This is a genomic window from Haladaptatus caseinilyticus (genome assembly GCF_026248685.1).
Lineage (GTDB): Archaea > Halobacteriota > Halobacteria > Halobacteriales > Haladaptataceae > Haladaptatus > Haladaptatus caseinilyticus.
Genome location: NZ_CP111039.1, coordinates 60682 through 80215, shown reverse-complemented (window position 1 = coordinate 80215; position 19534 = coordinate 60682). Strand labels below are relative to the sequence as shown.

The 19534-nt window shown below is 50.1% G+C and carries 16 protein-coding genes and 1 pseudogene; 4 read left to right on the top strand and 13 right to left on the bottom strand.

Going from position 1 to position 19534, the window contains the following annotated elements:
- Positions 1-103: 103 nt before the first annotated feature.
- The 4 genes and pseudogenes from OOF89_RS17370 to OOF89_RS17355 all read right to left on the bottom strand — a co-directional run.
- A pseudogene (locus OOF89_RS17370) lies at positions 104-277 on the bottom strand (UPF0175 family protein); the annotation flags it as partial.
- 24 nt (positions 278-301) lie between these two features.
- Positions 302-793 carry a DNA-binding protein gene (locus tag OOF89_RS17365; protein ID WP_266080804.1) on the bottom strand — a complete coding sequence of 164 codons (492 nt, stop codon included), beginning with the start codon at positions 791-793 and terminating at the stop codon, positions 302-304.
- Positions 786-1496, bottom strand: coding sequence for a nucleotidyltransferase domain-containing protein (locus tag OOF89_RS17360; protein WP_266080803.1), 711 nt, complete (start codon positions 1494-1496; stop codon positions 786-788). Before OOF89_RS17360 ends, OOF89_RS17365 begins: the two co-directional genes overlap by 8 nt.
- A 165-nt stretch (positions 1497-1661) precedes the next feature.
- Positions 1662-2081, bottom strand: a complete 420-nt coding sequence (locus tag OOF89_RS17355; RefSeq protein WP_266080802.1) for a hypothetical protein — start codon at positions 2079-2081, stop codon at positions 1662-1664.
- A 323-nt stretch (positions 2082-2404) separates the two neighbouring features.
- Here OOF89_RS17355 and OOF89_RS17350 point away from each other — a divergent pair, with 323 nt between their 5' ends.
- Entirely contained in the window at positions 2405-2713 is a 309-nt protein-coding gene (locus OOF89_RS17350) for a hypothetical protein (RefSeq protein ID WP_266080801.1), read from the top strand.
- A gap of 50 nt (positions 2714-2763) precedes the next feature.
- Here the strand turns inward: OOF89_RS17350 and OOF89_RS17345 are convergent, their stop codons facing one another.
- Positions 2764-2958 (bottom strand): DUF4129 domain-containing protein, encoded by a 195-nt coding sequence (locus OOF89_RS17345; RefSeq protein WP_266080800.1) that lies wholly within the window; start codon positions 2956-2958, stop codon positions 2764-2766.
- Between the two features lie 658 nt (positions 2959-3616).
- Positions 3617-4087, bottom strand: coding sequence for a hypothetical protein (locus OOF89_RS17340; protein WP_266080799.1), 471 nt, complete (start codon positions 4085-4087; stop codon positions 3617-3619).
- A gap of 221 nt (positions 4088-4308) precedes the next feature.
- Between OOF89_RS17340 and OOF89_RS17335 the strand changes: the two genes are divergently transcribed.
- On the top strand, positions 4309-8814 hold the full coding sequence (locus OOF89_RS17335; RefSeq protein WP_266080798.1) for a hypothetical protein: 4506 nt from the start codon (positions 4309-4311) through the stop codon (positions 8812-8814).
- Positions 8815-9170: 356 nt separating this feature from the next.
- On the opposite strand, the gene OOF89_RS17330 is transcribed toward OOF89_RS17335, so the two are convergent.
- Genes OOF89_RS17330 through OOF89_RS17310 form a run of 5 tightly spaced genes read right to left on the bottom strand, consistent with a single transcriptional unit; the run spans position 9171 to position 11634 of the window.
- The gene (locus OOF89_RS17330) at positions 9171-9977 is read right to left on the bottom strand and encodes a hypothetical protein (RefSeq protein ID WP_266080797.1); all 807 of its coding nucleotides are present in this window, start codon (positions 9975-9977) and stop codon (positions 9171-9173) included.
- Positions 9970-10377: a ubiquitin family protein gene (locus OOF89_RS17325; protein WP_266080796.1), complete on the bottom strand. Its 408-nt coding sequence runs from the start codon at positions 10375-10377 to the stop codon at positions 9970-9972. Before OOF89_RS17325 ends, OOF89_RS17330 begins: the two co-directional genes overlap by 8 nt.
- Entirely contained in the window at positions 10374-10706 is a 333-nt protein-coding gene (locus OOF89_RS17320) for a hypothetical protein (RefSeq protein ID WP_266080795.1), read from the bottom strand. Before OOF89_RS17320 ends, OOF89_RS17325 begins: the two co-directional genes overlap by 4 nt.
- Positions 10703-11083: a hypothetical protein gene (locus OOF89_RS17315; protein WP_266080794.1), complete on the bottom strand. Its 381-nt coding sequence runs from the start codon at positions 11081-11083 to the stop codon at positions 10703-10705. Before OOF89_RS17315 ends, OOF89_RS17320 begins: the two co-directional genes overlap by 4 nt.
- Positions 11084-11139: 56 nt before the next feature.
- Positions 11140-11634, bottom strand: a complete 495-nt coding sequence (locus tag OOF89_RS17310; RefSeq protein ID WP_266080793.1) for a hypothetical protein — start codon at positions 11632-11634, stop codon at positions 11140-11142.
- Positions 11635-11898: 264 nt separating this feature from the next.
- Here OOF89_RS17310 and OOF89_RS17305 point away from each other — a divergent pair, with 264 nt between their 5' ends.
- Both OOF89_RS17305 and OOF89_RS17300 read left to right on the top strand, forming a co-directional pair.
- On the top strand, positions 11899-12120 hold the full coding sequence (locus OOF89_RS17305) for a helix-turn-helix domain-containing protein (RefSeq protein WP_266080792.1): 222 nt from the start codon (positions 11899-11901) through the stop codon (positions 12118-12120).
- Between the two features lie 146 nt (positions 12121-12266).
- Positions 12267-13601, top strand: coding sequence for a phospholipase D-like domain-containing protein (locus OOF89_RS17300; RefSeq protein ID WP_266080791.1), 1335 nt, complete (start codon positions 12267-12269; stop codon positions 13599-13601).
- Positions 13602-14153: 552 nt separating this feature from the next.
- On the opposite strand, the gene OOF89_RS17295 is transcribed toward OOF89_RS17300, so the two are convergent.
- On the bottom strand, positions 14154-15335 hold the full coding sequence (locus OOF89_RS17295; RefSeq protein WP_266080790.1) for a hypothetical protein: 1182 nt from the start codon (positions 15333-15335) through the stop codon (positions 14154-14156).
- A gap of 1270 nt (positions 15336-16605) precedes the next feature.
- Positions 16606-19485 carry a hypothetical protein gene (locus OOF89_RS17290; protein ID WP_266080788.1) on the bottom strand — a complete coding sequence of 960 codons (2880 nt, stop codon included), beginning with the start codon at positions 19483-19485 and terminating at the stop codon, positions 16606-16608.
- Between the last annotated feature and the right edge of the window lie 49 nt (positions 19486-19534).

The window sequence follows — 19534 nt, the reverse complement described above, 5'->3', positions numbered from 1 at the left end:
CAGAAAAACAGGATCCATCGTAGGCACCCCCATCCTTTGGGGCGGGTGAGGATGTCACTTAATACTGTTTCGTCAAGGAAAAGAGGGCGAGAGAATGGCTTGCTCATTCAATATCGAGTGCAACGTCAACTTCGTCGTCAAGATCGTCTTTGGTTTGTGGACCGAGGCGAAGCTCAACGCCTGCATCCTGGAGGATTTGCTCCATCTCCCAGCGAGTAACACCAGTGCGTTTTGCGGCCTTCCCGAATGAGATTTCACAAAGGACGTAGAGCCCAACCGTCGTCGCGAGCTCTTCTTCTTTTCATCCACAAAGGCAGTTGAAATGGTCTCGTGGATGATCCCGTAGGAACTCATGTATCGTTATCGCAAGTTCGAGCATCGCATCTGCCTGCTCAGCGGTAACCGCCCGCCCGGAATAATACGACGCCGCTCGGTTCTCGTTGTACAGTGCTTGGAAGTCTTGTTTCAAATCGTCGCTGATCACTCCCAGTTCAAAGGCACGTTGATACGCGTACTCGTGATCCATAAAATCATGAACCGCATCGTCACTCATCGCGATGGCGTAAAATTCGAATGACCGCTCAATTGCTCCGAATGCAAGTTCGACGACCGCTGTATGGTAGCCATTTTGGTCTTGAAGGGTTTGTGCGGCAGCAATCAGTCGACATGCCTTTTTGAGTTGTGCTTCCTCTTCAGTGAGCTCGGCAAGTCCTTCTTCTGGGGTTCCACCTCGCTCAAAAGACCGATGCGCCTCTTCGAGTACATCTGTAACCACCTTTGGATCGTCACTCATCGACTAGATCCTCCATTATCAATTGGAATTTCTCGAACTCTCCAGTCTCAGAAAGCGTGATCCCGGAGACGACCGTTTCAGCGATGTCTTCGGTGTGTGCCGGTACAGACGCAGGAGATTCAACCACAATGTGAAAGTCGTACCGTTCTCCATTGAATTGCTGTGAGGCGAGTTCTTTACCGATTTGAGCTGCGCGTCGTTGGTTGCGTCCGCGATGTTCGCGAACCAGTATCCAGAGATCAATGTCGCTTTGTCGATCGGCTTCCCCACGTGCGACACTCCCGTAGACGAGCATTCCGAGCACATCATCGAGTTCATTAGCGAGTGTCTCAACGGCAGTTCGTACCGGTGCGTGGAATTCTGTCTGTGGGATACGGAGCAACGGATTGTCTGGAATCGTCACACGCTCTCGATTGATACTGACGAGTTTCTTGTTCCCCTTGTGTCGGATGTGGACGAGGTCATTCGACGCGAGCACATTGACTGCTTTTCCGACAGTTCGATGTGTGACGTCTACGATCGACGCAAGTGTTCGGATTGTATACTCCTCGAAAGGACGGCCTATTAAAAATTGGAGTAATTCATCCGTTGCTTTGTGCCGATAGAGATTTGCGTTGTTGGCTGGTACAGGTACCTGTATTGTCGCCTCGGATGTTTCTTCGCCTCCTGTTGATTCCGCTTGTTGGATACTCCCACTCTCCATGGATACCCTTAGTAGCCACTAATATATAAAGTTTATACGCACATCTCCGACTTGTCATACAGTGCCGGTATGAGAAATGTGGAATCAGAGTGTACCGAAGGGTAGCAAAAAGAAAACGGTTGGGCTATGGTTAGTATATAATACTAACTTCCGGCGCGATTCCTTTCAGACCTGTTCTTTCCGAATCGTCACGATATCTGCTGCCACTCGTTTGGATCCCTCTGCTGCAATCACGAGCAGATTCGGCGCTGGCGTGCAGGGCGCTCGATCACCAACGTGAAATCCTGCATCTGTAGCACCCGGCAGTTGCACCTGATATCCATTGCCTGCGATTTGGAGTGAGGCGTTTGCAACTCGGTGGATCGAGACGGTGTCGAGCGCAGCTGACGTTGCGAGTTCGACGATATTCTCATCAGTGATGCGGTTGAGGTCGATGACGAGGAGGAGACCATCGAATGCAAACACGCGGATGTCTGCAAGACGGGTCGGCTCGTCGTCGGTCTGTTCAACGAGTCCGGCGGCTCGTGCAGGCTTTGTGACCTGGAGAGCGAGGCCATCGCCGGATCGTTTGATTTTATTGGGCATTGGTGATTAGTATGGCATACTAACCTAAGAAGATTCGTCTTGGCAGATGGACTCTCGGCGTTGGTGGTGAGAAACGTTGGTGTCGCAAATCCTCCCGTGTCTTCAGTTTCACTTCCGATCTGGTTGGCTGAACTCTTTATCCGTCGGGTACGAAGCGTCAAGTGCAGTCAGCGTAACCCAGCAGGTGACGTGGGTTCTTGTGCTCATCCCAACCCATGCATCCATGTTGTCTGCTTTTTCCCCTTGTCACACTGAGCTGGTAGTGTCACGACTAGACTCTGTCCGAGGGTTTACCTATCGCGTCCTCGAATTTGGTCGTACGAATGGGTCCAAACGAGACGTCGCCACTCACCCCACTTGCGCAAGACGCACTTGATGCACTCGCGAAGAGACTTCCGGATGAAGAAGAGTTCACCTACGAGCATGCCTATACGATTTTGAAGGAGGAAGAAGATCTTGAGCGGCCTACTGCCGAAGATATCATCGAACGATTGTACAACAAGGCCATCTTTACGAAGTCGAGGGAAAACTCCGACTTACTGATTACGGATCAGAATAGCAAAGACCACCGCTTGTATTTCTCCGACGTGAAAACAGCGGAATCAGTGTCATTCGCGTCCTTCGACTGCTGAATCTCGTCGAGTGCACTTCGTGCGCGCCGCTCGCGGGAATCGGTCGGATGTCATCCACCATACCGAACCGAGCGGAACAACTCGGTTAACTCGTGTACCGGTGCTTCCGGGAGACGTGCTGTAATTGCGCGTTGTTCGAGTTCTGCGGGTGTTTCTTGATTTTCCCACGGTGAGCCGAGAGACGTGATCATGGATCGCCACGCTCGATACACGTCGTTCGTCAGTGGTGCATCGTTGACTATCATCGAGGAGTGGACGACTCGGGCTCGGTAACTACCGTGTCAGTCCCTTCGTCGGGTACTGTTTCGCCACGCACATCATCGGTAGTGAGATACCAAATGTCGAGTATTGCACCGAAGAGTAAGAGCCCTATCCCGAGTGTAAGTCGAGTGAGTGCGTTGCCTGATTGTACCCGACGGTCATTCAGGCCCTTTTCCATGTCTAACTCGGGGAAGACAAAGTGGGTTACTGGTTGTCCACCGGACTGTGACTGACTCTAGCTTGCCTGTCCGCCAGCGTGAGACCCCTCCGGAGTCTCTACAGCCGTTTCCTGGTGATTGCTAGCTGGATGGGCAGACTGTAACGTGCTAGCGGCAATACCGAGAACCGCTATAGCGAACATTGTAATGAGGAGGGAAGTGACGTGAGATCGATTCATGGGCGGACGACCTTTCCTGAGAGTAAGTGTCTCTACCGGCTAAAATCTATTGGAATCAACACGTTATGATAATTTCAATCATGGGATTAAGAGGTATTTTTATACGATAATATGGGATGAGACCGTTCGTATCGGGGCTCATCGTTTCCACTAATTCTCATTCATTATCAGCAATACTCTGCTTTCAAGACGACCGACCCGCCATCGTTCGTGACGCTCTGTTCACCAACGCTCGAAACAGTCGGCTACGTCCCCGTGTTCGGACAATCAGTTCGGAGGTGCTGGGGGTATTTGCTTTGTGGGACTGTTTCGCCACAGAAATCACACTCGTGATCCGGCATCTCGTACTCCGAATGGGGGTGATCGCTTTTCGATTCTGCTGTGTCTTTGTAATAGTCCTCGGTCACGTTGCGAGCGGCGTCCTGCCACGACCATCCCTGTGCACGAATCGCACGGTGGAGCCCGCGTTTCGTTTTTGACTCGACGAGACCGGGATTCGCATCGAGGAACGCCTGAATCACGATTTCGCGGTCGTGGGTCGGAAGGTAGTAAATCGGTGTAATTCGCCCACCCATTGGGGAACCTGTCCCGTGGCCGCCGCTCAGCGTGAATTTGTGGAGTCCTGCCTCCTTGTCTGTGCGGCTAACCGTCGTTGGAAGTTCGTCAGGAGTGGCCGGGCCATCGGCTTTGAGTGCTTTGACATTTCTCGATACCATCTCTTCTCATCACTCGTGATTTGTGCGTGTAAAAGTCTTGCCGAGTGATTCCCATGTGCGTATCTAAACCGATCCTCCCGTCATGCTCGGTAACGTCAACCACGAAGACAACGTCCCCTCACGTCTACCCAGTTCGGAGTGGAATGGTCAGAACCATCCTATCACATTCGTACGTTGGTATCACAAAACTATTATAATACTCGCATTAGAATTTGCTCAATATGTATCTCTCCTGCCTCAAGGAGGTGATAATCGAATATACTACATTTGGCGGGGAGCTTGATTTCGCTAACCATATCGTCGTTCGCGGAGTAGCAGCCATTGTCCTTCTTCTCCTGTTTAGATTTCGCGCTATCGGCCCACAAATATCTCGGACAGACTGGGCATTGGGTGTACTCGCAGCCGGATTTGCTACCAGTATCGCCCTCGCGTTCTACTTCCTCTATGACGCCTCGCAGTACACGACTAAGAAAAGATTCCGACAGCGGACAGGTATCATACTGTCAGGTCTCCTCTACTTACTCCTGACTGGTATCGGCGTAGCTGTGCTTTACGTCCTCCTGAACTTCCTTCGGCCAGAACCGCTCGAATATTCAATAATCGAGGCTGCAGCCGGATTCAACGTCTTGAGCATTGCGACACTCCTTATGATAATATCCAACAGGAGCGCACTGAAAAACCGATATCCAAGCTTGCAAACAATAAAGAGCCGCTTTTCAGATGAGGCGGACCACGCCTTGAACCGGATACAGACCACAATTGAAGGAATTGGCCACATCGATCGGCCAGAAACTGGCCGTGCATTAGAACAGCTCTCTAACGGCGAAAGCGTGATCGTGACCGGAGAAGGTGGAGTAGGCAAAAGTGGCGTCCTAGCAAGGGTTACAGACGAATGGGATGGAAACACTTTGTTCATCGACGCCAGCGCGCATTCGACGGTCAGGAACCGGTCAGAGCTCTCGACTGAGCTCGGCTTCGACGACGGGATAGAACGCCCCATCGAACAGGTCGCTGTCCTCAACCGCATCCTTATCATCGTTGACCAATTAGATGATATCGACCGCGAGACCGGGAACGTCTACCGCGACTTCATCCTAGATGTCACAAACCTTGATAACGTCACCGTTGCCTTCGGCTGCCGTGACCACGACCTCACCGTCCGACGAGAATACGAACCACTGGATAACGCAAAATCGTTCACCACTCGCTTGACCATCGGCTTACTGCGAACGACAGACGCAGAAGAGCACGTCCAGGAACTAATCGGAGAATCACCGAGCGACGACCTCATCCAGATCGGCCGGAAAATCGAGAACCTCGATATCATCGCCCAGCTCGCAAAGGACGGTGTCGATTTCAGCGGCATCAGCGGCGAAATATCGCTCTGGGATAAGTTCCGGGAGCAGCTCGGCCGCGAGGATCACCCGAATGATGGGACACGGAGCGGTGACGACATCATCGAACGACTCGTCGAGTATGCCGTCGACGCGATAGAGGATCAGTCTGACGGACTCAATATATTTACCGTCGGCACCAGTCAGGACTGGATTGACCAACGACTTATAAACAGGGGCGTCATCGAAGAATCAACCGACCGACCCGGCAACCGCAAGTACCGGTTCCGCCACCTCGACTTCCAACGGTACCTCTACGCCTGGAACGCCGTGCAGGACAACAGGCCCATCCAAGAGGTCACATCCCGGCTCGATGAACGGCTGGGAAAAGACATCTTCCGGTTCATGCTCGTGCTCTATATGCAGAGCGAAGGCGACACGGCCGACCAGATCGGCGCCATACCCGTCAACTCCGACACCGCCGACCACGCTCGACAGTTCCTCGAAGAGATGCTCGACGACGAAACGGGCCTCGGCGACTACACCGCCAAGACGATTCTGGACGAGATCAAGACGTGGGACATCTCCGGGAACGACGAATTCGCAAGTCTCATACTGGACAACCTCCAGAACCGCGACACACTCTACAACTATTTTTTCGACAGTAACACTCACGTATCCTGGGCAGAAGCCCTCCACGACCGGGGCGACTATACCGACCCTCCTAACATCCTGATCGGTTACCTCCGCGACCTCGCACCATACCATCCCGAAATCGTGGCCGAAATCGTTCGGGACATCCAGACAGACGATCGCCACTCGCTCGGCTTGGTCGTCACGGTGATCCGTGAACTACCGTTCGATGTCGCGGCGGACCTCGTCGATGTCGTTCAGGCCTCCGTCACACAAACGCCATCCGACTGGCACGACACCCAAGCAACCAGACTTCTCCAGGATCTCATCGAAGCTGGTGAAACCAGCGCAGGTCTGGACCTGCTCGACGCACTCCTCCAACCGCGCCAACCCACCGACGACGAATCCAACAGGGCTCAACCCGTCACCCACCTCTACAGTCTGGAATCCGTGTTGAATGAAACCCTCGACACCCTCGTCGAAGCAGAAGGAGAGAACGCGATCGACGTCCTTGAATCGCGCCTTCGGGAAGCAGTCACGATAGAATCCGAGATTCAGGACAAGGACATCAACGCGATTGTGGGCCCGATAACGACCAGCATCGCGGGCTCAGACCTGTCGAACCAGAGCTCAACCGACCTCAAAATCTTGCTCATCAGAACACACCGCGAAGCGTTAGACCACTGGTTCGAACAGAACCCCGCGGAGGAGTCGCACCACGACCTCATCGAACGATACCTCGATGACATCACCCTGTTTCGACGGCTCGGACTCTACGTGCTCAAGGAGTATAGGGATCAATATCCCGGCCCTGTAAGGATCGAACTCCTCGACGAATCCAACTACACGGAGGTCTGGACAAAAGAGGACTTCCTCCGCCTCCTCCGAGACGGGTTCACGGTTCTGTCCGAGGAAGATCAACTCCGCGTCATCGAGATTATCACCGACGTCCCCACTCGCACCTCAATAGAAGAAGCCGCTGAACAGCGAAGTGAACGGTTCGATGATTACACGGCGGACGAACTCGCGGAAGCTGAGATAGCCCGATGGGCCCGCGACCGACTCTGGCTGATCAGGGACAACCTCACGGACGAACACGCCCAGTACCTCGACCAGCTCATCGACGAGTACGGAGAACCGGACGACGTCCTCTCACTCGTCAAGACCAGTGGTGGATCCGTCTCACAGGAAAGCCCACTTCCCGAAGAGGAAACCAGGGAGATGCCTCCCAGCGACCTCATCGACTACCTCATCGATGAACCATTCGAAACGACCGGCTGGGAAGAACGCGAATCCGGTACCGGCGGACTTTCCGAGGTCAGCCCACGAGGACTCGCCGAAGCCTCCATCCCGCGAATCCTCGAAGAGGCCACTGCGTTCCAAGACGACATCCCCCGGTTACAGGATGCCCCCTCCACGTACGTCAGCGAACTCCTCCGCGGACTACAGAAGCAGATCGACGACGACCCTGAGTCCGTCCCATCCGACTTCCCGTGGACACCGTTCCTCGATCTCTGCGAGGCCGTCGCCACGAACCCCGAAGACTGGTCCGAATCGGCCCGCATGAATGTCGCACGGCTCTTCCGCGAGGCGTACAGCACCGACACAATCGAATCCATCCACGCCCACAACGACCGGATCAAGCAGATTCTCTTCATCCAGCTCGACGACCCCGACCCGACCGATGAACGCGAACATCCCCCGGAGGGATACGCCGGCTACAACGACCCCGCACACGTGGCGATAAACTCGGTTCGACCGCTCGCCCTGGGAGCACTTCTCATGTACTCCGCCCGCCGCGCCAACCAGCGCGGCTACGAGGGGTACACCGAGGAGCAGGAATCCGGCTTCGAGCCAGCTGTCCGCGAGCGAATCGAGACCATAATGCAGCAAGAATCCCGTTCCACCCGTGCAACCATCGGACGCTGGCTCAACACCATCTGGAGCTTCGACCACAACCTCGTCCTCGACAACTTCGACACGCTGTTCCCCCGCAACCAGACCCTCCGCGCCAAAAACCTTTTTTCCGCCATTTGGGACGCCTACCTTGCATACAGTCGGCCGCACGAAACATTGTTCGACCACCTTCGCCCCTGCTACCTCCACGGCATCGACATGCTCGCCGCTGGTGAGAACACGGCCATCCATGGGGTCGAACGTGGACTTGCAGCCCACCTACTCAACGACTACCTTAACGAGTACGATGAACGTGATGACCGCCAAAGCCTCCTGTCCTATCTCTACGACAAGGAGGAACCAGACCTGGCCCGACAGGTAGCGTGGCAGCTCTGGCGGTGGGGAGAAGACAACGATGAGATGCGCGATGACTGGGACAAAGTCCAAGCACTGTGGGAACAGCGGATTACGCAGGTCGATGACGCGGACGCCTACGCCGTGGAGTTCCAGTGGTTCGTCGAGTGGCTCCCCCTGATCTCGGAGCGGACTGCGTTCGAAGACATAGCACCCTTGATTATCGACACCGCCCCGTTCATCGCGCGTGAGAGACGGGCCTGGGAGACGGTCGAATCATACTTGGAGGACTATGCCGAGGCACATCCCAGTCTGGTCGTCGAGGTATACGCTGCACTCATGAATCAAGAAACTCGGCCGGATTGGATCTCGTTTACCGACACCACCGCAGCCATCCTTGAACCCGGACTTGACGATCCGGAAACGAGGCGAACCGCGCTGGACATCGCTGAGGACTACTTCAGCGACAGGGACGACACCGCAGAACAGTTCTTGGACGAACACACATAGTTCGCACTGCCCCGCTATTTTCGCGCGCTCACGGAGCGAAGGATCCGAACGTTCTGACTTTGTAGGACATGGGTGACGTTCAACTACTGGTTCGTCAGATCGAACCACGTCGGCACGATCTCAATTAAACCGTCCTCGACGGTCGCTAGTGAGAGCAATCGATTATAACGTTATAATAGAGGGGGATCGCGAGAGCGACCCCCTCCGTTTCGCAGAAATAGACGCAGAAAAAGACGCACTCCACCGTAACTAACCAACTAGTACCACCATGTGTCACCGGCAAAGCGGTGTGAATCTCGTGTGGTGGCGTGGTTCGAGCGGGGGTTCTTCGAACCCCCGTGATTACAACGCTATAATCAGCGCCCTCCGTTCCCTCCCGCGTTAGCTTCGTGTGCTCGCATCCACCCGGCGAGGTCGGGGTGGGCGAACGTGATTTCGATGTGATGACCACCGACACCCATTGCGTCGTCCACCGACAACGTTCGCGACGTCTTGTAGGTCACGCCGGGCACCCGTTCGGCCATCTCCTCCATGACGCGATAGCCGTCGTTCTTGTACGCACAGCCGTAATGCGTCGCAACCTCTCGATAGCCTAACCGTGCGACCATCACATCATTTGTCTTGGCGACGTTCTTCGCGTGTTCGAGGACGTTGAGGTACTTGTCTTCGACTTGCTGACTCTCGGCGCGCTTCTCGCGGAAGTTGACGAGCTCGGTGTTCTGTTCCGAACGCTGGACCGTCTCGAAGAGCTGGCGACCTGCATTGGTTGCTTCCGCGGCAAGGTTCGGAGAGTCATCGTCAACACTCTCTTCGGTCTCGTAATCACGTACGAGATTGATTATACGCGAAACCGACGCTCGCACACGGGCGTTCTTCTCCTCTATCTCGTCGAGGTCGTCGATGTCCGATTCCATGGACTCGGTCGTGTCTTTGAGACGACTGAGCTTTTGTCGGTCCTGAGCATGCTCTTTCGTCGCCTCGGTGCGATAGTCTTCGAGCTCATCGACTCGCTGTTCGAGATCGTCGATTCGCTCGTCTTTCTCGGCGACTTCTTGCTCAAGGTCGTCAACACGGTCAGTAAGCGATTGAACGTGCTTGGCGAGGTCGCTGACTGAGACATTTTCGAGACTACTGGAAGCTCCGGACGGAGTGGTGTTACTCATTGGCAGCCACCTCCGCTGTGGCCGCGGTGTCCTCTGTCGGCGTCGAGAGCCGTGGGAAGTGTGCGATGGTAGTGAGCGAACCAATACAGCGGGGAGTCGTGTCAGTAGCGGTGTGGGTGTACTCGAGAACAGTCATTGGCGAATCGGCGTGGCTAGTCGTGCAGTGGAAGGTGGCTTGCTGAATATCGTCCTGTGCCGTCGTCGTCATCGGTGGGGCCGTTAGGACAAGCTGTGGTATCTGACTCGTGATGGGGTGTACTTCTCTTACCGTCAGAATCGTCCGTGGCAACTCAGTCGTGGTGATGCGAACGCGATCACTAGGAGAGAGTTGCTGGACGAGTGAATCGGCATCGCGAGGATTCAGTGGTTTGGGGATGATCGAATGCTCGTGGGTACTCACGCCTTCTCACCTCCGTTCGGGTTGGTGATGCACTCGACCTGCGCACCCGTCCGAAGCCAGGTGTATCGGCCATTCGGCGAGAGATCGTAGTGTTCGAGTGTAGCTTTGGTGTGCTCGATCTCGTTGTAGTAGGCGTACTGGAGCCTGTAGAGGTCATGCGTTGGCGTGGCGACGTACAGGACGTGCTCGCCAGGCTCTGGCCCTCGACAGGCGAGTTCGGGTTCCGAATGCTCACACTGATAGATCACGCCCGTGAGCGTGCGCTTTTTTGTGTGAATCTGGACCGGATCTGCACACTCGAGAGCGAGCACCGTCTCTCGGTCGGTCATTGGTCGGCCTCCCGTTTTTCGCGAAGACGTTGACAGAGCTGGCAGGGTGCGTACTGGTCGTCTTGTGCCTCTGTGCGAGTGCAATAGGCGAGTGGGTTGTCGGTCTGCAGCGTACAGTGTGGGTCGTTGTCCGCGTCGAGTTCGTGATAGGCGAAGGCGTCGCCTACAAATTGATCGACAATGGCGACCGTCTCATCGGCAGGATAGGGGTCACCAGCGATGCGCTGGTCGCGTTCGGCGTCGGTGAGGTTGCTCGTGAACCGACTGTCACAGTAATGGGAGTCGGTGATCTGCACCGCGTAGGTGCCACAGTGTGGACAGCGTTCGAATGTGTTTTCGATCTCCTCGGCGGTGATCGAGGTGGACGTGCGGGTCATCGTCCCTCACCGCCGATGGCTGGCGCTCTCTGGAGAGGGCGTTCTCGGGGGTGCATTTACGCGCACACCTCAGTTGTGGTGGTGTGGGTGATGGCGTCGATGTCGTAACACCGCTCGAGGATGTGCCGATAGTGTGTGCGGGTTTCGGCGTCGGTTTCACCCGGTGGTGTTGAAGGGAGCTGTGGATTGCCCGTTTTGGTGGTGGCGACCGAGCGGTAGGTCTCGGTGTCCTCGGGAATCTGGAAGCCCTCCTCGCCGTAGTTGATCGGGCAGCGACGTTCGAAGAATTGCTGGCAGTCCGGCGTGGCGTAGATGCAGTACAGGTAGGGCGCTTGGCTACTGGTCTTGGTTCGGGTTTGGAACCCTACGCGGAGTTCAACGAGGTACGCGCGGGTGAGTGGCTCGTCGGTGTCGGGTGTGGGTTGGTCGGGGTCTTGGGCGGCGGTGTCGGGTGTGGGTTCGAGGCGTTTGACTGGGTGGAAGACTTTTTCGCCGAATTGGGCCTCGAGAGAGACGAGCCCGCCGTTGGGTTTCTCATCGAAGGACGCCATTAGTGGTGTCCTCCGATACGGGGTGTTTGGTAGTCGATGCGTTTTTCAACAGTAGGCGTGTTTTCAGTCATGCTTCGGTGTGGCCGAAGCGCGGTCGGTGTTCCAAGCACCGGCCTTTTCAGGCGGGGCCGCACTTCTGACTCATATTATGCAAGCTACCCTCTTAGTATTTACGTTGTAAATGCAAATGTAGAAAATAGTAGAAACACCTTTGATAGAACGGATAGATATTATAACCATTGCTCCAGAATGACTACTCATAGAATGGCAAACGAAGAAAATTTCGACGAACTCCATTGGGAGATTATCGAGATTCTTCGCGAGGGCCGTGGTACTCCAAGTTATCTCGCGACTAAAACCGGCGAGAGTCGACAACTCATCTCAAAACGGCTTCGTGATCTCCAAATGGCTGATGTTGTTAAGCAAATTCATCGTGGATTGTATGAACTTGTTCCTGAGGAAGTGCCTAAGAGAAATAAAAACTAAAAATGATTTATATTAATATCAAATATCACTCTTGATCAACGACACATCTAATCATCTATTCGAAGGTCGACAGTCCTGAATAGTGGAATTGATGACATAGTAGTACTATAGAAAAATATAGGATCTTTGAGCAGATTTATAGTTTTATGAATGAGCAACTAGTCGACACCTGCTCTGATATCGTTCAAGAAGCATTGTATGTAAATGACGAATACTATACCGATTACTCTTCGGAGGTTCCTTTAGATTTCAAAGATAGCGTCATTTTCTACGCGTTAAATAAAGTCGAATCTAAATCAGTTAGAGAATATATTTGTCAATATGATTCTGATCAATTTTGGAATTGGGATGAAATCACAGATGAAGTTCATAGGGTATGGTATGCCTTTAAGCTACTAGATGAGTTTGATATCGATGGTTGGCAAGAAAGCAAATGGGTAAACGAAATTATCCAGTGGTTTAAAGACCAACAGACAATGCGAGGAGAATTCAATTGGGTTGAAGGGGAAGATCATACAGGCCCGTTGAGTCTATTTGTGGTTGCAAGGCCAAATTCTCAACGAACTCTGCAAGCAATCGAATATTTTCTTAATAATCCCCCAACTCTTTATCCTGCCTACAATTTGCCAATCGGAATTTCAGCCGTTTGTGACTACGATTACTACACATATCGCGAGAGGATTAGTGAGCTAGCAGATGATCTAGTAAATCTCCAGAATGACAAAGGTTACTTTGAAAATAGCCCGGGATCTACACCCAAACAAGGCTATACACCAAAAGTTTCCTCGTTTGCTATTAGTGCATTGTCAAAGGTCTCTGGATATGAAGAAAATATAGAAAGAGCTGCATCCTGGTTAATTAATCAATATTCAGAATCAAATCGTTCTGCTAAAAGAATGTCTGCATACGTCCTCAATGGCTTGTTACAAACTTCGAAGGGACCAAAGGTATCTCAGTCAATGCATCAGTGGGAAAGTGAACTAGCACAACAACGTTTAGAAAAGGTCAGCTCGTCATTTTTAGAAACTTCTCCTCCTATCAAGAGTGGAACTCACATCAACACAATTCGAACTGAAATTGAGAGATTAATCCAAAAAACTGAGCAGGTATTAAAAATATCTTCACCATATGTTGATATGCTCCACGAAGATATAATAGATTTATCAGAAGAAAATAAAAATTTGTCCATCAAAATAATTTCCAAACCAAAAGGTGATGTAAGTGGTCACAGGGCCAGGTTGGCAAAAAGCGCAATAGAACAATTAAACAGAGCTAGTAACCGACACGTCCGAACAAACCATCTACTACATTCGAGAATGATTCTTTCTGATAAGAATTCGTTACTACTTTCTTCAGCTGATCTTACAAGGGATCAACTAATGGACGAATTTAACGCTGGTTTATTGACACAGGATAAAAAGGCGATCGAGGCTGCAGATAGATACTTCGATCAGATTTGGGCAGTTTCCGATGATCTTTAGTCGTTGTATAGATGAGACCGTCGTGGAAGTCGCACTATCGATTTGCGCTCTACCTCACAGGAATTTGCACGCAGGATTCTTGGAAAATAAGGCCGTTCAACACGGTGAAGGTTGCTCGGTATCTCAGAGCTAAAATCGAGCCACTGATCCGGATCTAGCTTTCGAGCTTCTACTTGCCCGAAGCCAGGTAACAGGTACATTTCGTCGTGTTTCTCGACCATGTTCGTCAGTTCCTCGCCGTTGATCAACTTCGCGTTGTGATCGTAGGCTCAGAGGCACACGTCCTTGGTGAACTCGTTCGTCGTGTCGACGACGGCCGCGTCCACCCTTATGTCCTGCTCTTTGAGCGAGTAGTACTGCTGAACCTCGGGTCGTCCGACCTTGTTCTCGTCACCACCTGTTGACGGCTCTTCAGTCTAATGCGATATCGGTAATGTCTCGGAGAACCGCTTAGTTGAACCGAATAGAGAGTGAGCGTATACCTCCGCAGGCGTCGAGACGACAGGAAGAAGGTCATCTCGCTGAATCACGCTACTGGCTGATCAATGACTGTCAGGGTATCGGGAGAGGGTGATCTTTATTCCCCTTTTCCATGATTAGCCGTTGTAAACGTCTAATACGGTACGTAAGCGGGTATTTCGACTTACTCATGTTGATCGCGAAACGCCAGAATCGAGGTCGTAGTGACCCAAAATCAGTTTCTTTAATAGCCCACTCGTCTTCAATTGCTATTTGACTGCGTCGTACGATATTATTGAGGAGAGCATCAAACTCCTCAGGTGGCTCTGCTACCTGTAAGAGACGTTCGTCAGTTAGTTGATTTAGTTCAGTATTGGTGAGATCTGTAAGCTGAATCTCTTCCTGTTCATATTCCGGGTCATCGCTAAATCGTTCAATCAATTCAACAGGAGTGGCATCAACGTATTCACTGAGCTGATAGAGTGAGATCTTCTGCCCACGTATAGCATCCACTACATCCTTAATCAGATTACGTCGCCATAGGAAACCTTGGTAAGCTGAAGTATACGCATCCCAATGATCATCTGGTGATTCGCCCCCATCTGGGCTTGTCGCTTGACTAAATGGATACGAAGAACTGTTCTTACCACGGATTGGTATTCCCTGCTCATTTTTGCCCAGTTTTTGTCGCAACGACCCCCAGTGGGTCGCCGAGGCTAGTGAACCATTATCTAAAGTGATATCAAAATAACAATCATTATTCATATCCCTGAAGTCCCCTCCAGAGATTTTTCCCACCACCTCAATATCTTGGCTCTTTGGCTTATGGTGGTAAGAAATATAAATTCGAGATGGATCTTCTGAGCCAAATTTACAAAATATTTCCCATATGTCTACAAAAATAGTGCGATCAAGCCCTTGACAGATTTCGGCTCTCTCAGGGACAACTGGAAGCGCATAGTAGGCTTCTTGTTGATTATAGAGGGTGCCAAGCATCAGACACTGATCTGGATCAATTTTGAAATTAACCCATCTTTTGCCATTTCGGCAAACGGTGATCTTTGGATTTTTATGTTGAAAAACAATTTCACGGGCTGTTTCTAAAGATACGTCGTAACCGGTATCACCCTCTTCTTTCCGAGACGGCGATATAGCAATTTGATTTTTGAAATCCTGCTCTAGTGATTTCAGCTGTTCATGTGTTACGTTTACAGTAAGAGTGTTCTCAGAGGGATAGTCCTCAATCGATTTAAACTCTCGGTCAGAATATTTCATTACATATGAATTGTCCGACAACACTGACTTGAATATTCCTCATTCAGCAGGAGTCTCGCCCGTTTTAAGTTTCCGTCAGCCACCTTCATTGAAGTGTTGACTGCTGTAGCGTTGTCGACAATCGACATCAGTGTTTATCTTCCAGCACCTGCAGGAGATTCGAATCAATCTTTACAGATGATTATCCGCAGGTGATAGTAGGATAGGGAATATCAAACAGCAAGCCAAAGATAATGGAACCATCACCTCATGATCTAACAATTGACGAAGAACTCAATGATCTTGGTTTGGGAAAACCTAGACTCCGACTCGACAACGGCGAATTTCGAGATACTTTCTATCTGTCAGCATCAATGGAGGGGCTGCTACTAAGCACATGGGATTGATTCCCAATATGAAGTTATTGAGATCAAAATAGAAAACGATGAATGATTTAGCCCTGTCTTCCTTCACGAACGACATCAAGGGATAAACAAAGCGAATGGGAGATATTCGGCGAATTTGATGACGTTAGAGGGCGACAACCGTTTATGACTAAACGTATTTTTCGACTTGGTGTGTGGCTATACAAGGCACTGTCTAGATAAGGGAAACCAAGCGACAGCGGTACGATTGACGGAGTTTTACGCACTGCTCGAAAGTAACTGATTCTTGGGATTGAGATCGGCTGCACCGTGAGAAGACTGAATTTGATTGCTTCACCGAAAAAATAGTCATGGTAACACAAGGTGGTTCGTCAGCCACTCACGTTAGAGACCTTGAAACGCCACTCTATAACAGAATCGCTAAACTAAACAGTACCCTATGCAAGTAAGATTAAGATGCAATAGCTCTAACGGCTTAGTTATCCTATGGTCGGGGCAGGTCATCAGCATCGAGATCACCGTGGAGATAGCGAATCCCCGTTTTCCGTGATTTGGTAATATCCGCGTTTTGAGGCGGATTTTTCGAGCAGCCCCATCTCAGCAAGTCACTTTATCCTTTGAGAGATTGTTGTGGAGCTTTTGCCAAGGATTCTCACTCTGCTACCTATCTCTGCTATCGAATCGTACATTGGTTCTGTCCTCGTTCGAGAGTTATCTACGCCAAAGGCAACCGCCGGCAGCGAGCGCAGAGCACATATCGAGTTGTAGTCGACGGCCTCTATGTACATTCTACCACGCTTCTCCAAAAGGGAGTACAGTTGTGGACGACGAAACCCTTTCATATTGGTTACAGTATGTGGATCTCTGAGAGTAGGAGTATGGATTGGTCGAAGTAGCAAATAGATTTATTGTCCATCTCTTAAATCCCAATTTACTTCTGCTGGATCATCTTCCCGAGTTTGATCGCTTATCCTTGGATCGGTGGGCTCCACGATTAAGTCTTCATCAGTGCTTACAGCAATCCTATCTTCATGGGCCAAAGACTGCGGTAGGTAATACAATTCTCCTTCAGTAAGATTCCTCTCAGTTTGTAGCAGCAGGTATTGTATCCCTTGGAACCAATGCACTCTCATAGTGAAAATATTAAATGAATTGCTTGACTGGACTGTAGTCATTATCGGCACTTCTTGAGCAGTAACGCGAAGAATAGAAAGAACTCGTTCCTTTATATCATTATACGTGTGTTCTGAAATGGATCCTTCATAGCCATGATCAAGCTTGTTTCTGGCTTCTATAGGGTTATTGAACCCTCCCACAGGAGATCCTAATAGATCTGCCACTTCTTCAGCAGACCTGAGATTGTCCGCTCCTTTAGAGTTAAAGTATGAAGCCAGAGTACCGAGAGCAAGTTTATTTGAATCTTCATCTTCGTTATTCATACCTTCCTCATCGGGGTCTAACTCTTGTCTCCAATTATCCCCCCAAAATGTTGAGGCGTGATATTCGACAAAAATTGCTAAATATACCTCAAGCAATTCCGCTAAGAGCATAGCGTTTCCTTTGTAATTCCCGGTAGCTATCTCCTCATCGAGAAGAATTTCCTCGACACGGATTGCTACTGGACGTGGAAGTAAACTACGCCATAGATGATCCATAGATAGTTGACTTAACTCAGTTTCTTGAGTAACTTTCGTAGTTGTATAAGGAGTCACACCTCGATTCAGAGCAATATTCACCATAGCATCAAGGAAATCTGCATGAATGTCTGTTTTCAAGAGCCGCTGGGCAGAGAGAATGACAACAGCAGACTCGATATAATCATAATCAGCCATCAGGAAATCTCTATTTGAGCCGTCATTAGTCCGTTTTTTTAATTGACTGAGTACCGCTGCAGCATTAGTCACATCTCCTGACTCATAGTCGCGGACAAGTGAAATTAGAGTAGCTAAACTTCCCGCATCGGGCTGGATCACGCCAGATTGTTTATAGGTCTCAGCTAGTTCATCCAAAGCGTCCACATATCGTCCACCTATCGCATACGATTTTGCTTTACAGATGTGAGCTTGCTCTCTATGCTGTTGTTGTCTTCTCTGACTGAATCGAGCATCAGTGCTGATATCCTCGTGTTGCTCTGCCGCTGAATCGAATTGTCCCTCAATTTCTCTCAATACAGAATCAACGCGCAGCTTTTTCTTAAGCGACGAATTTCCTGCTCGGGTGAGACCACCCTCTCTGAAAAGACCGATCGCATACCCAAGCTTATCAGAAGCACGTTGGTATTCATTTTCAATGAGTAAGATGTCGCTTTGAATCCGATAGATCTCTCCTCCTAGGGCAGATTTGATCTGAGCTTGGTTATCAGGAAGCATGTCTTCGAGGCTAAGAAATAGCTCTCGTCGACTTTCGAGCATCTCTACTGCTTCCTCACGCCCGCCATCTCGAGTCAACGTACGCGCATCGGCCAATGACTTGTATATGACAGAGCGGGCAATCCACTCTAAATGCGATTCACTATACTCTCCTGTTGTGTTGAGCCCTGTTTCGATAGCGTTTCGGAACGTTTCACTAGCGGCCTCAATTTTCTGATTTGCATATTGGTAATATCCTAATCGTTGATAATAATTGAACTGAGCTCTTTGGGTCGCACTATTGTCGATGTCTTGATACCAGAGTGCAGCCGATTTGTATAGTTTTGGAACAAAATAGTAGCATTCTTCGTCTTTTTTCCGCTTTTCAGCAGCACTATAAAGGTAATTCGCAACAACAAATTTAAATCCGGTATCTTTGATATCCTTTACAGCATACTCAATCGCATCAAACCAATAGGATGCCTGGTTCTCGCGTGGTTTACTGAATGCCTCATCTATGATATCGTCATAGTGACTTTGATCAAATTCATCTACGAGATTATCGCTACTCCGACGAACAATTTCTCGGACGCCTGATGCACTTTTACGTTCGATTTGCTCAGCGATTAATATATCTCTTGCATTTCCAGATAATGTATCAGGATATGATTCTACAATTTCTGTTTTGTCGACCAATTCCACTAGACCTGCAACGTTCTCATTTTCATGAAGATCTTCAACTGCAAATCTCAGCACACGTTCTGGATCGATATCCGCCCTTTCGTGTATTCCATTAATTGCCTCTAGTGCTTCTTCGAAATCAGTATAAGTTTCTATCTTATGTCTGGGACCACCATTTTTTCCGAGGATCAACCGTTTTAGAATCGTTTCAAGTTTGAGACTAAGACTGGAGTTGACCGAATCATAATATTTACTAATATTCTCAAGGACAAATAAGTAATCATCAAACTCAATATATTGGCTTAGATTACTAGTGAAATTGAGCAGAGCCCAATCTTCTCTGTTATCATCCATATACTCCATAATTAGCTCTTTTGTAGTGTATGAATCCGCGATCTCTGTCTCAAGAAGTCTAAGCCCTAGCGAAAGCAATGTCCGATTACCAAAGTTCACTTTGATACTCTCAAGTTCAGTATCAAGCCAGTCAACCAATAAAACAATCTCAGTAACATCTTTGGGGATATAGAAATCAAGATCTTCTTCTACTGTATCACTAGATGCCTCGATTATAGATGGAGAAACCTCAATTCCATGTTTTGCAACCAATCGAATAGTGGCATCATCAGGAGCAGATTCGGTGTCTAACTCCAGTTGCCCAGTAAAGCGCGTAGTCGAGTTCAGGCCGACATCAGAATCCAAGTAGCACAGTCCGGTAATCCCTTTCTTTTCTCCGGCGATTTGACGAGAATACTCCATCTGCTAATCTGAATAGCGTCAATATATTAAAATCCTGCTATGTTCTCAT

What these genes read in the sequence shown, in the direction of transcription:
- OOF89_RS17290 (WP_266080788.1), bottom strand. Translation starts at nt 19,485, where the DNA reads ATGGAGTATTCTCGTCAAATCGCCGGAGAAAAGAAAGGGATTACCGGA.
- OOF89_RS17335 (WP_266080798.1), top strand. Translation starts at nt 4,309, where the DNA reads ATGTATCTCTCCTGCCTCAAGGAGGTGATAATCGAATATACTACATTT.
- OOF89_RS17330 (WP_266080797.1), bottom strand. Translation starts at nt 9,977, where the DNA reads ATGAGTAACACCACTCCGTCCGGAGCTTCCAGTAGTCTCGAAAATGTC.
- OOF89_RS17340 (WP_266080799.1), bottom strand. Translation starts at nt 4,087, where the DNA reads ATGGTATCGAGAAATGTCAAAGCACTCAAAGCCGATGGCCCGGCCACT.
- OOF89_RS17295 (WP_266080790.1), bottom strand. Translation starts at nt 15,335, where the DNA reads ATGAAATATTCTGACCGAGAGTTTAAATCGATTGAGGACTATCCCTCT.
- OOF89_RS17350 (WP_266080801.1), top strand. Translation starts at nt 2,405, where the DNA reads ATGGGTCCAAACGAGACGTCGCCACTCACCCCACTTGCGCAAGACGCA.
- OOF89_RS17345 (WP_266080800.1), bottom strand. Translation starts at nt 2,958, where the DNA reads ATGATAGTCAACGATGCACCACTGACGAACGACGTGTATCGAGCGTGG.
- OOF89_RS17310 (WP_266080793.1), bottom strand. Translation starts at nt 11,634, where the DNA reads ATGGCGTCCTTCGATGAGAAACCCAACGGCGGGCTCGTCTCTCTCGAG.
- OOF89_RS17315 (WP_266080794.1), bottom strand. Translation starts at nt 11,083, where the DNA reads ATGACCCGCACGTCCACCTCGATCACCGCCGAGGAGATCGAAAACACA.
- OOF89_RS17360 (WP_266080803.1), bottom strand. Translation starts at nt 1,496, where the DNA reads ATGGAGAGTGGGAGTATCCAACAAGCGGAATCAACAGGAGGCGAAGAA.
- OOF89_RS17300 (WP_266080791.1), top strand. Translation starts at nt 12,267, where the DNA reads ATGAATGAGCAACTAGTCGACACCTGCTCTGATATCGTTCAAGAAGCA.
- OOF89_RS17320 (WP_266080795.1), bottom strand. Translation starts at nt 10,706, where the DNA reads ATGACCGACCGAGAGACGGTGCTCGCTCTCGAGTGTGCAGATCCGGTC.
- OOF89_RS17365 (WP_266080804.1), bottom strand. Translation starts at nt 793, where the DNA reads ATGAGTGACGATCCAAAGGTGGTTACAGATGTACTCGAAGAGGCGCAT.
- OOF89_RS17305 (WP_266080792.1), top strand. Translation starts at nt 11,899, where the DNA reads ATGGCAAACGAAGAAAATTTCGACGAACTCCATTGGGAGATTATCGAG.
- OOF89_RS17355 (WP_266080802.1), bottom strand. Translation starts at nt 2,081, where the DNA reads ATGCCCAATAAAATCAAACGATCCGGCGATGGCCTCGCTCTCCAGGTC.